The sequence below is a fragment of the Nocardia sp. GTS18 genome, from assembly GCF_013839555.1.
GTDB classification, from domain to species: domain Bacteria; phylum Actinomycetota; class Actinomycetes; order Mycobacteriales; family Mycobacteriaceae; genus Nocardia; species Nocardia rosealba.
Window position 1 is genome coordinate 196,096 of the sequence record NZ_JACBIU010000005.1, and the last position, 12,007, is coordinate 208,102.

At 69.6% G+C, this 12,007-nt stretch carries 10 protein-coding genes; 6 read left to right on the forward strand and 4 right to left on the reverse strand.

Annotation, left to right across the window (positions count from 1 at the left end):
- Window positions 1-177 precede the first annotated feature (177 nt).
- The 4 genes from HYG95_RS08480 to HYG95_RS08495 are packed head-to-tail and all read right to left on the reverse strand — an operon-like array spanning window position 178 to window position 5,020.
- Complete coding sequence (locus HYG95_RS08480; protein WP_181697442.1) at window positions 178-1,284, reverse strand: glycosyltransferase; 1,107 nt, start codon at window positions 1,282-1,284, stop codon at window positions 178-180.
- Window positions 1,281-2,612, reverse strand: coding sequence for a glutamate-1-semialdehyde 2,1-aminomutase (locus HYG95_RS08485; protein WP_181697443.1), 1,332 nt, complete (start codon window positions 2,610-2,612; stop codon window positions 1,281-1,283). The genes HYG95_RS08480 and HYG95_RS08485 overlap by 4 nt, the downstream gene beginning before the upstream one ends.
- Window positions 2,612-4,003: a GNAT family N-acetyltransferase gene (locus HYG95_RS08490; RefSeq protein ID WP_181697444.1), complete on the reverse strand. Its 1,392-nt coding sequence runs from the start codon at window positions 4,001-4,003 to the stop codon at window positions 2,612-2,614. The genes HYG95_RS08485 and HYG95_RS08490 overlap by 1 nt, the downstream gene beginning before the upstream one ends.
- A gap of 6 nt (window positions 4,004-4,009) precedes the next feature.
- Window positions 4,010-5,020 (reverse strand): hypothetical protein, encoded by a 1,011-nt coding sequence (locus tag HYG95_RS08495; RefSeq protein ID WP_181697445.1) that lies wholly within the window; start codon window positions 5,018-5,020, stop codon window positions 4,010-4,012.
- A gap of 227 nt (window positions 5,021-5,247) precedes the next feature.
- On the opposite strand from HYG95_RS08495, the gene HYG95_RS08500 reads away from it, so the two are divergent.
- The 6 genes from HYG95_RS08500 to HYG95_RS25120 form a co-directional block, all read left to right on the forward strand.
- Window positions 5,248-6,075, forward strand: a complete 828-nt coding sequence (locus HYG95_RS08500; protein WP_370465725.1) for a glycosyltransferase family 2 protein — start codon at window positions 5,248-5,250, stop codon at window positions 6,073-6,075.
- Window positions 6,076-6,081: 6 nt separating this feature from the next.
- Complete coding sequence (locus HYG95_RS08505; RefSeq protein WP_181697447.1) at window positions 6,082-7,452, forward strand: O-antigen ligase family protein; 1,371 nt, start codon at window positions 6,082-6,084, stop codon at window positions 7,450-7,452.
- Window positions 7,449-8,507 (forward strand): glycosyltransferase family 1 protein, encoded by a 1,059-nt coding sequence (locus tag HYG95_RS08510; protein ID WP_181697448.1) that lies wholly within the window; start codon window positions 7,449-7,451, stop codon window positions 8,505-8,507. The genes HYG95_RS08505 and HYG95_RS08510 overlap by 4 nt, the downstream gene beginning before the upstream one ends.
- Window positions 8,504-10,096 carry an oligosaccharide flippase family protein gene (locus HYG95_RS08515; protein ID WP_181697449.1) on the forward strand — a complete coding sequence of 531 codons (1,593 nt, stop codon included), beginning with the start codon at window positions 8,504-8,506 and terminating at the stop codon, window positions 10,094-10,096. The genes HYG95_RS08510 and HYG95_RS08515 overlap by 4 nt, the downstream gene beginning before the upstream one ends.
- A complete protein-coding gene (locus HYG95_RS08520; RefSeq protein ID WP_181697450.1) occupies window positions 10,050-11,072 on the forward strand; it encodes a beta-xylosidase in 1,023 nt (340 codons plus the stop codon). The genes HYG95_RS08515 and HYG95_RS08520 overlap by 47 nt, the downstream gene beginning before the upstream one ends.
- On the forward strand, window positions 11,059-12,007 hold a 949-nt coding region (locus HYG95_RS25120; protein WP_181697451.1), incomplete at its 3' end, for a glycosyltransferase. The genes HYG95_RS08520 and HYG95_RS25120, both read left to right, overlap by 14 nt.

Genomic DNA, 12,007 nt, shown 5'->3' on the forward strand with positions numbered 1-12,007 from the left:
GGATCACGAGAACCCGGGAACATCGTCGTCCGGGTGCGGCTAACCGTACTCGTCGGTAACAAAGGGGGCAAGCGGCGGGGTGTCTGTCACCGTGTGGGAATTGTCACCCGTCGTCGCAGGTCAAAGGGTATGTGTGACAGTTGATTTCCGTAACTCCGAGTTTCGGGCAACTTCTCGCTAACGGTGTGCGGCGAGTACTCCGGCGACCGTGTCGGCCATCCTGGCCCGGAATTTGTCGGGGGCGAAGCTGTCGGCGTGCGCGCGGATCTTCGCGGAATCGTAGGTGCCCGAATCGAAGTCGCGCATCCGTTCGGCGAGGGCGGCGACGACCGCGTCGTCGTGGCCGGGTGGTACGTATTCGCCGGTCACGCCGGGTCGCACCGTGTCCAGCGAGCCGCCCGCACCGACCGCGAGCACCGGCGTTCCACAGGCCATGGCCTCCACGGGGACGATGCCGAAGTCCTCGATGCCCGGCATCAGCAGGGCACGGCAGCGCCGGTACATGTCCTGCAGGACGTCGGCGGAGGTGGCTCCCAGGAACTTGGTCTCCGGCCCGGCGAGCTCTTCGAGCTGGTCCCGGAACCGGCCTTCGCCGAGGACGACCAGCCGCACGCCCGCGCGCTGGGCGGCGCGGATCGCCAGGTCCGCGCGCTTGTAGGGCACGAGCCTGCCTGCGCACAGCAAGAAGTCCTCCCGCGCGACCCCCGGATCGGGCGTGAAGCGGGCGACCTGCACCGGCGGATTCACGACAGAGGCGGGCAGACCCCACCAGTCCCGTACCCGGTCGGCGACGGCGTGCGAGTTGGCGATCACATGGGTGAGCCGGGGCGCGGCGCGCAATTCGCCACGGCGAGCGAGTGTTCCGAGGGCTCCGAGGGCGAGCTGACCCAACCGGCCGCCCGCCTCCTGGGCGCGGAATTCCCGATCCCACGCCCACCGTGCCGGGCTGTGCACATAGGCGACCACGGGTGCGTCGGTGGCGAGCGCGGCCTGGGTGGCGAAGGCATGGTGGCTCACCACGACCACGTCGAAGTCGCCGAGCGGCATGCGCCGCAACGCCCGCGGCACCAGCGGTAGCAGGGGAGCGTGTCTGCCGCCGGTGACGGTGTGGGCGCGGCTGAGCCAGGTGTCGTGCACCGTGCGCACCGGCTCGCGCAACCCGCCGGGCGCCACGATGGGCGCGAAAACCTCGGCTTCGGGCCAGGTTTCGACGAATTCGCCGACCACGGCCTCCGAGCCGCCGAATTCGGTGAATCGTTCGTGGACGATGGCGACACGGGTCATGAGGAGGTTCTCGTTTCGATCTGGCGGGGTGCGGCGGTGCGGCGCAGCGCGGGCGCGACCGGGCGGCCACGCAGCAGCCCGTCGACGGAGCCGCGCTCGATCGCGCGGCGATACACCTCGGCGGCCCTTGCGCACGCGGAGACCGTGTCGTCGACGGCCTCGGCGTCGTGGGCGGCGGAGGTGACGAAGGACTGTCCGAGCACGCCGTGCTCGAGCAGTTCCTGGAGAAACAGGGTCCGAAACGCCTGCGACGGCAGGCCTTCGGCATCGAGGGTGCGGAAGATCAGGCACGACGGGCGCCCGCGCACCTGGAGATGGTCGGTGATGCCGTGCTCGGCGGCGACGGCGTTCACTCTGTCTGCCAGGGTCCGGCCCGCCTCTTCCATGCGGGCGATCGGGTCCTCGGTGCGGTAGGCGTGCACCACGGCGCGGAACGCGGCGAGTGAGGCGGTTTCGGGGCCGTGGGTGGTGGAGAGCAGGAACACCCGGTCGCGATCGGTGCGCAGGCCGCCGAGTTCCATGTACTCGCGTTTGCCCGCGAGTGCGGACAGCGGGAATCCGTTGCCCATCGCCTTGCCCCAGCACGACAGATCGGGTGTCACCCCGTAGACCGCTTGGGCGCCGCCCGCCGACCACCGGAAGCCGGTGATCATCTCGTCGAACACCAGCAGCGTCCCGTGCCGATCACACAGTGCGCGAACACCTTCCAGAAATCCGGGTAGCGGCTCGGCCAGCGCGGTCGCCGCCTCGAGGAAGACCGCCGCCACCGTCTCGCCCGCCAGGACCGCCGCGAGGGCGTCGAGATCGTTGTAGGGGAATGTCACGGTGTCGACGGTGGGGATGCCGCCGGACATCTCGGTGGTGCCGATGAACCAGTCGTCGACGGAGAAGAAGGGCTGTGCGCAGACCGCGACGGTGGTGCGCCCGGTGACCGCACGGGCGAGGCGAACGGCCGCCGTGGTGGCGTCGGAACCGTTCTTGGCGAACTTCACCATGTCGGCGCCCGGCACCAGGTCCAGGAAGTCCTGTGCGGCAAGCAGTTCCAGTTCGGTGGGGCGGGAGAAGCTCATGCCGTCGGCGGCGGCCTCGACGGCCGCGCGTAGCACCGGTTCGTATCCGTGGCCGAGGGTGACCGACCGCAATCCCATTCCGTATTCCACGAACTCGTTGCCGTCGGCATCCCAGACGCGAGCACCCTTGCCGCGCACCAATACCGGCGCCATCGACTCGGGGTACTGGTCGGCGCCACGGGCGTAGGTATGGGCGCCGCCGGGAACGAGGTCGTGCAGACGCGCCTGAATTTCGGTGCTGCGGGTGAAGTCGCGCATCAGGTGAGCCCCCAGAGGTCGTGATCGGCACTCGGTCCGCTCGGCCCGCGATGGGTCCTCAGCAGCCCCTCGTGGGCGAAACCGGCGGCGGCGACCACCGCGGCGGTGACGGTGTCGCCGACGGGGATCTCGGCGGCCATCCGCTGCACGCCCAGCTCCGTGAAGGCGTGCTCGATGACCTTGCGCAGGGCTGCCGTCCACAGTTCGGGTTCGACCCGCAGTGGATCGACCCAGATGTAGAGCCCGGTGGCCTGGCACGGCAGTGGTGAATCGTAGAGGTGGAATTCGCCTGCGTAGACACCGTTCACGTCGAGCACCAGGCGCAGTCCGCTCGGTGATCGCAGGCCGAATCGGCTGTGCCACAGTGTGCGATACCACTGGGCGCGGCTCTTCGATCGGTCTTGCCCAGCCGAGGAACCTCCCTCGGTGCCGAGCCCCTGCCTGGACCGAGGGAACGAGCTCGTTGCCGTCACCCTTGTGCGTCCCACCTGAGTCCACTGCGCCCTGTCCATGCGAGTCAGGGTGCGCACCACCGTGTTCGGACGCTCCCGGACGATCAGCGCAACCGGGGCGGCGGGACGGTAGCGCCGCAGCTTCTCCCGTACAGACCACACCGACCATCGCAGGGCGGCCAGCGCGACCACCGCGCGCGGTACGCCGCTATTCGCCGAGCCTGCGCCCGGTGCGGTGCTCGGGGGGTAGGTCGCCCGGGCGGCCGATCTGGAAATCCTCGGCTCCACGATGGGAACGTCCGCTGGATCGGCCGGAACGAGCGGCGGCAGCTGCGCGGCGGCCAAATCGGCGGGGGTGAGTGCCCACAGCGTGTGGTCCTTGCGCGCACCACCCGCGTCGTAGGCCAGGACCATCGTCGCCTCGTGCCGGAAGCCCAGTCCCCGTAGGCAGCGCAGCGCTGGGTCGTTGTCGGTGGACACCGGGGCGAGCACCCGCGCCACACCGTGCACACGGAACATGTAGTCGCACAACAGCAACAGGGCACAGCCGATCAGCCCGCGACGGGCCGCGTGGGCATCGATCCAGGCGCCGGCCTCCGCCGTTGCGGAATCGGCGTCGATGATCGTGTACTCGACCTGCCCGGCGAACCGCCCGTCGACCTCGATCACGCCGACGAACCGGCGACCGGCCCGCATATCGGCCCAGGCCACCAGGCACTCGCGCGCCCAGATCCGTGACGTGTGCCGCTGCTCCCAGCTCAGCGGTGAGGTGCCCCAGTGCGGTTCGATCCAGGCCCGGTCACGCAACCTGATCTCACGCCACCGGCCGAAGTCCGACAGTCGCGGCGGGCGCAGGCGAACGAGGCTGTCGCCGTGGTGAACCGGGCCGAAGGTCAGGCTCGGCATCACGGTCGGCGCCTCGGTGGTCGTGCGCGACACTGCGCCTCAGTTCTCGCGCGGACCGGAGGACTTCGGCACCGGTGCTGCCCGCACCGGCCATTGCCGTGGCAGCACCGTCGTCTCGGGGTCGTAGTGGACACTCGAGCTGCCGGTCACGTGCGGCACAGTCGCGGTGTCGGTGCGCGCCGGTGGCGTCGGCGTGGCGGGCTGTGACTCAACGGGTTCCGGCTTCTTCAGATCCGGTGTCGGCGAGGCCTGCGCCGGATCCGGCTTCGCCCCGCCGCGACGAAGACCACCACGCCGGACGATCGCGCCACGAGCAAGCACCACCGACTCCGCGACGATGATCAACGTGGCCAGCGCTGCGAACAGGCCCTCCTGCACCGGATGCGGGGCCACGAGTTCCGAGCGGGGGTTCGCCACCACCGTCAGGCGCGGCATACCGAGCACCTGACGGAATTCCATCTCGCGGGCCACATCCCTGGCATCGAAACTCAGTTCGGGGCGCAGCGGGTCGTCGGAGAGGCGTTTGGTGAAGGTGTCCTCCACCGCACGCCGATGCGTCTCGAGGTCGGCCGCCGAACGGGCGATGGCCTCGGTACGCATCTGCGAGGCGACACTGTCCAGGGACTGCTGCACCGCGAAGACCAGCTTCTCGGCTTGCTCGGGCGACCCCGCCTGTGCCTTGATGATCAACAGCGAGGGCGCGGGACCGGTCATGGCCGAAACCCGTGGCCGCAGATCCTGTTCCGACGGCGCGAGCCCGTTCTTCACCACATCCGAGAGCACCCGGCTCTCGGTGACAAGCACGATGTAGGGCTGGGTGAGTTCGTTGAAGACCGCGCCGATCGACTGCTGCGAGATCTGCGCGGTCAGGCTGGCCTCATAGGTGCGTGGACTGCCGTCGCGCACCACCCACACCACACCACCGACGATCGCGGCGACGACCAGAGCGATCGGCAGGGCGCGCAGCAGCTTGCGCAGATGGTCGGCGATGTTCACCCCGGACATGGCGGGGGAATCGGCGCCCGTGTCCGCCGGGTCGGTCTCGCTCACGCTGTCCCCACATTTCGCCGATCTTGTGCAGCGATGTTAGCTGGGGTTCCGCTGTCTAGCGAACTCTGAGCACTGTGGCGAGCGTCATGAGTACCCGTACTGGGAATCGTGAAACATTATCGCCCGTCCGCTCGATGTGAATGTCGATTGCTCGGCGGGTACTGTGCACGCAAACGGGCACCCGACGCGCGACGCGGGCCTGCTGAATGCTTGGAGGATGTGCTGTGGTGGGGCTGCCCGTATCGGTCTGTGTCCCGGCATTCAACGCGGCGCGCACCATCACCGAGACCATCGATTCGATCCGTGCCCAGGAGTTCGGGGATTTCGAGATCGTCGTCCTCGACAACGCCAGCACGGACGGCACCGGTGAACTGGTCCGATCCATCGACGACGAACGGATCCGGCTGCACACCAACGACACCGTGCTCCCGATGACCGAGAACTGGAACCGGGTGATGAGTCTCGCCGGTGGCGAGCTGGTGAAATTGGTCTGCGCCGACGACCTCATCACCCCGGATTGCCTGTCGGCACAGGTGGAGACGTTGCGCGACCCACGAATCGCCGTCGCGGGCGCGAAATTCGACATCATCGACGACGACGGCACCGTCCTGGCCCGAGCTCGTGGGCTGGCCGGGTTGATCGGGCGCAAGTCCTCGCGAGCGGCGGTACGCACCTTCGTGCGCAGGCTGCCCGACGACCTGTGTCCCACCGCCGGGTTCCTGTTCCGGCGCCGCGAGTTCGAGGCGACCGGCGGCTTCCGCACCGACTTCTTCTACGCCATGGACATCGACCTGATCGCCCGGTTGTGCGCGCATGGCGGCTTCTACGGCCACAACCGTCCGCTCGCGGTGAATCGGGCGTCGATCTTCAACCATTCCTCCACCACCTCGACCCTGAGCAAGTTCTCCGACGTGGTGCGGTTCAATCATCAAGCGCGCCGCGAATACCGGGATCTGGTGCGCCCGGTCGACGTGCTCGCCGGCGATGCCACCGTGGTCCGGCAGGCGCTGGTCCGCCTCGGCGCGCGGGCCAGACAGCTGGCCGGGCGGGGCTGAGGCGCGATGAGCTCGCTGCTGTACCTGGCCGCCGTCCCGGTGGGCTGGGTCTTCCTGCGCTGGATTCGTTTCCGGCCGCAGCGCGGGGTGCTGCTGGTGGCCGCGCTCGTCCCGTTCAACGGTCTGCTCGAGATCGCTCCGGGCTGGATGCAGGTGGCGGGGTGGAAAGAGGCGCTGCTGTGTCTGACGCTCGCCGTGGCGCTGTTCGTGCCGCACCGGCTGACCGAGCCGCGTCCGACGCTGCCGTGGGTGCCCTTCGGTGCCGCGCTGTGTGTGTTCGGTGTGGTGTCGGCGTTCGTCACGGCCGGAACGCTCGGCCTGTTCGCCATCAAGATCACGTTCTTCTACTTCGTCGTGATCCCGCTGATCCTCTACCTGCGGCCCTTCTCCCCCCGCGACCGCGATCTGCTGGTGACGATCATGATGGTCGAATCGGTGGGTATCGCGTTGTTCGGCCTGGCCCAACAGGTGATCGGCGGTGCCGGGCTGGCGAAGATGGGCTACGAGTACAACGAGACGATCCGCTTCGCCGGTGGTCTGCTCCGCTCCTTCAGCACGTTCAATCAGCCGTTTCCCTATGCCTTCTACCTGGTGACGGTGTTGCTGGTGGGTGGTTCGGTGGCGCTGGCCGATCCTCGGCGCGCCCGCAACCGGGTGTTCCTGATGACCACCCCGATCCTGGTGCTCGGTGCCGCCGCGAGCGTGGTGCGGGCGGCGCTGGCCGGCTTGCTCGTCGGGGCGTTGCTGCTGGCGGTCGTGCGGTATCGCCGTCAGCTGATGCCGGTGATCCTCGGGTCCGTCGCGGTGGTCGTCGTCGGTGGGATCGCGGTGTCGTCGCAGGCCAGTAGTTCGCTGTTCTCCTCGTCGAGCCTGGCCGACCGCAGTACCGGCTGGAACACCGTGATGCGCACGGTCGGCAGCCATCCCTTCGGTGACGGACTCGGTTCCACCGGTGCGGCGGCGGCGCGGCTGCTCGTCGAGGAACTCGGGCCGATGGCGGGGGAGATGCCGTACGCCACCGGCGAGGTCCAGATCTACGGGCGTCCCTATCAACCCGACAACTACTACGTGAAGCTGCTCATCGAGCTCGGCCCGATCGGGGTGTGGCTGTTCTGCGCCATCCTCGTCGCGATCTTCCTGCTCGCGTTTCGTGGTGCCCGTGCGCTGCGCGGTCCGGATTCGGCCCTGGCGCTCGGTGTCGCGGCGTCCGTGCTCGCCAGCGCGGTCGCGGCGGTGGCCTCGAGCTACTTCGAGATCTTCCCGACCGACTTCTATTTCTGGCTGCTCGCCGCGGTCGTCGGGTGTGCCGTCACGCAACGCCGACCCGAGCCGGTGTCCGCCGACCCGAACTCTGTCCCCGAACAGGTGCCGTCATGAATGAATCCTCCAGTAGCGCAGTGTGTTTCGGTGCGCTGGCGTTCCGGCCGAACGGGGCGGGCGTCGCCACCTACCAGCGCGAACTGCTGGCGAGGATGGTCGGGCTGATGCCGGGAACCGCGCTGTCGGCGCTCGTCCAGGCCGATGCCGCGCCCGTGCTGCCCCAGGGCATCGCCCCGGTGACGCGACCGGTGGCGGCGGGGGCGGGCCGGGCCTGGCACGGCATCGCCCCGCAGCGCGGTGCCGACGTGTTCCACGGACTCGATGTCGACATCCCGCTCACCGGCCCGAGGGCCACGGTCAGCACCGTGCACGACCTGTCGGTGTTCGACGTACCGTGGGCGTTCAGCCGCTACCGGGCCCGCGGCGAGCAACTCTTGCTGCGGATGTCGCTGACCCGCGCCGACCTGCTCATCGCCGTCTCCGAATTCACCGCCGAGCGCATCGCGGACCGCTTCGGGCGCGAGGCCGTCGTCGTCCCGCTCGCCCCGGCCGCCTGGGCGACGGTGCCCGACGAGGCCGCCGTGGACCGGGTGCGCGCCCGGTACGCCTTGCCGCCACGCTTCGTGCTGCAGGTCGGCACCGTCGAACCACGCAAGCAGGTCGCGATGCTGGCGCAGGTCGCGGGCGACCTCGACATCCCGCTCGTGCTGGCGGGCGCCGGATCCGACGGCCCGCAGGCACCGGCCTCGGCGATCGGGCTCGGCTACGTGGACCTCGCCGACCTGCCCGCCCTGTACGCGGCCGCGACCGTGGTTGCCTACTGCTCGGAATACGAGGGGTTCGGGCTGCCGCCGGTGGAGGCCATGGCTTGCGGTGGCGCGGTCGTCGCCAGCGCGGTCGGCGCGCTACCGCAGGTCTGCGGTGACGGTGCGATCCTGGTCGAGGGCACGAACCCCGAGGCGTGGGTCCGGGCGATGCGTCCGCTGCTGCACGACGAGGCCGCCAATCGTGAACTGCGCGACCGTGGCCTGGTCGCGATGACGAAACTGAGCTGGCAGGCCACCGCCGAGGCCACCGTCGCCGCCTATCGCACGGCGGGACTCCTGCCGTGAGCGAGCAGACCGCCGCCCTCGACGAGCAAGCCGAGGGCAGGCGCCGCGCCCAATCGGGTCGCGCCGCGGCCAACAACACCGCCGCCATGCTGGCCGCCCGGATCTTCGCCGCCGCGCTCGGCCTGCTCGGCACCACCCTCATCGCGCGGTCGCTGCCGACGGTCGAATGGGGCTATTTCTCCTTCGTTTTCGGTCTGCTCGGCATGCTGGCGATCGTCACCGACCTGGGTGTCGGCCGCGCTGTCATCGGCAAACTCGTGCACGGCGACCCCACCGAGGCCTCCGAGGTGGCCGCCTCGTTCATCGTGCTGCGCACCGTCCTCGGCCTGGTCGGGTACGGGCTCGCCATCGGCTATGTCCTCGTGATGCGGTGCCCCACACCGGTTGTCGCGGCCACGGCGCTCGCCGGGCTGGTGGTGGTGATCGCCACCCCGAGCCACGCGCTGACCATCCTGTTCCAGTCGACGATGCGCCTGACCCTGGTCGCCGCCGCCGAATCCCTCGCGCGCTGCGTCCAATTGGCGCTCACGGTCGCCGCGGTGCTGTGGGCGCCGACGCTGCTGTGGGTCGTGGTGCCTGCCATCGCCTACGAGGCCGTCGCGGTCGTGGTGAAGATCGTCGCGGTGACGCGCGGCCTCGGCGGGCCCGTTCCGGCACGGCGCATCGAGCTGCGCTGGTGGGGGCCGATGTTGCGCGAGGCGCTGCCGTTGAGCATCGGTCTGGCACTGATCATCATGTTGCAGAAGGTCGGGCTGCTGTTGCTCGGGCACGCCGACAGCTTCGAAGCCGTTGGTCTGTTCGCCGTCGGTATGAAATTCGCCGATCTGCTCGATACCGCCGCCGTCTCGGTCGTCGCGCCGCTGACGACCCTGCTGATCGCGCTGTGGCCCGACGACCCGGCCCGCTTCCGGCGCTATTTCCGGCAGGCGAACGTCGCGTTGATCGCCCTCGGTCTGCTCGCGCTCGTGGCTTTCTGGCCGGTCGCAGGCCAGGTGATCGGGTTGCTGTTCGGCGAGAACTTCGTCGAGGCGGCGGACGCGGGCCGCATCCAGGTGGCAGCCGGTCTGCTGGGCGCCGTCGCGAATCTCGGCCTGGTCGCGCTCATGGCGACCGGACGCAACACCCTGATCCCGTGGATCGCCGCCCTGGCGCTCGCGGTGAACCTGGGCGTCGCGTGGCCGTTGATCGACCGGATGTCCTACGAGGGCGCCGCGATCGCCGGGCTGATCGCCCAGGTGGTGCTGCTGATCTCGGTGTGGATCGCGGTGCTCGCGACAGTCCGGCTGCGGCGGCTGCTCCCGGTCGCGACGGTGGCCGCACTCACCGGTGTCGCCGGAGCCGTCGTCGTCGCCGCGAGCCTGGCTCAACGGCACTGGGCGCCCCCGTGGATTCTCACCTGCGCTCCGGCCTGCCTGATATACGTTCTCATCGCCGGAAGCATCATGCGAAGGACCGAGGGATTGACCATACGAAGCTTGCGAGGACCGGAAACCGATGACACTGTGGCGAATCGCTCGGGCGGGACTGACCGCCGTGGTCGTCATGGCGACAGTCCTCGGGTGCGCACCGGAGCCGACGGCGAGCACTGAACCGGTGGTGCGCGGCGGTCTGGGTATCTCGGGCGGACACACCTGGCTGCAGCTCGACGCCGCCGAACTGGATCGGCAGATGGGCATCGTGGCGCAGACCGGCGCCACCTGGGTGCGCATCGACATCGACTGGTCGGTGATCGAACCCGTTCGCGGCGAACAGGACTGGTCGGCCACCGACCGCGCCGTGCGGGCCGCGCGCGCCCACAACCTTTCGGTGCTCGCGATCCTCACCTACGCGCCCGCCTGGGCCGGCCCCCACGGCGGTGACGGCGGCAGCAAGACCGCACCGCAACCGGTGTTGTTCGGGCGGTTCGTCGGTGACGCGGTGGAGCATTATCGCGACCAGATCTCGCACTGGGAGGTCTGGAACGAACCGAATGTGACCGCGTTCTTCGCACCGAAGCCCGATGTCGCCACCTACGCGCACCTGCTGCGGCAAGCCGCGCTCGCGGTGCGCGCACGCCAGCCGCACGGGCAGATCATCGTCGGCGGCCTGGCACCGGCCGCCGACGACGGCCGCGACATCGCCCCCGCCACCTTCGTCGAAGCGCTCTACGCCATCGGCGCGGCCGCCGACTTCGACGCCGTCGCCGTGCACCCGTACTCCTATCCCGAACTACCCGAATCGCAGAGCTGGTACAACGCCTTCGGCAACCTCATGCGCATCCGGCGGATCATGGACGCCAACCACGACACCACCATGCAGTTGTGGCCCACCGAGTTCGGTGCGCCGACCGGTGCGGGCGCGCGCGCCGTGAGCGAGGACGTGCAGGCCCAGATCATCGATCAGGGGCTCGGCATGGTCGCCGCCATCCACGATATCGGCCCCGTGTTCGTCTACTCGCTGGTCGACGCGGGTGGCGACCCGCACGACCTCGAGGACAACTTCGGTCTGCTGCGCCGCGACTACTCCGAGAAACCGGCGGTGACCGTGGTGCGCAACCACGCGGAGGTGCTGCGTGCCGGGCGCTGATCGGGACCTGCTGTTCGTCGCCCACAGTGCGCAGGCCTCCGGTGCCGAGAAGGTGATGCTCGATCTGATCGAGGTGGCCGTCGCGCGCGGGTACCGAGTGCGGGTGGCGTGTCCGGTCGGTGCGCTCAGCCTGCGGCTGCCCGGCTCGGTGGGGCATGTGGCGATCCCGGAACTCGGCTTGTCGGGTCAGCAGGGCGGTGCGCGGTTCGCGGCCGCACTGGTGATGCTGTGGCACTGGGTGCTGGCCGCCGCCGCGTTGCGAAAGGCCTCGCGCGGGGGCCGGGCGCGGCTGGTGGTGAACTCGACGATGGCCCTGCCCGCCGTGGCGATGTCGGTGCCCCGGCGCCGTGACACCGTGTGGTTGGTACACGACATCCTCGCCAGCACAAGACAATTCGCGGTGGCGCGGATCGGTCGGCTGGCGCTGGCACGGGCCGTCGCGGTGTCCGAACGGGCGGCGGCCCCGGTGCGTGCGCTCGGGATCGAGACCGAGGTGGCCTGGCTCGGGGTGCCGTGGCCGGTCGAGCCCGCACCCGTGGTGGTTCGCTCGCACCCCGTGGTCGGCATCCTCGGCGTGATCACCGAGTGGAAGGGCCACCACGTGCTGCTGGAAGCCGTCGCGGCCCTGCCCGAAGTGAGTGTCGAGATCGCGGGAACGGCCCTGCCCGGCGACGAACCGTATCTGGCGCGCCTGCGCGACCGCGCGGCCCAGCCCGACCTCGTCGGCCGTGTGCACTTCCTCGGCCACGTCGACCCACTGCCCACCATCCGAGGCTGGGACGTTCTCGTTTCGGCCAGCGTCCTCCCCGAAGCGGGACCACTGGTGGTGCTCGAGGCGATGAGCGTCGGTGTCCCCGTGGTCGCGACCGACCACGGCGGCAATGTGAGCACCGACGCTCATCGCCTCGAGCACCACCAGTGGTCCCGCTTCGGGG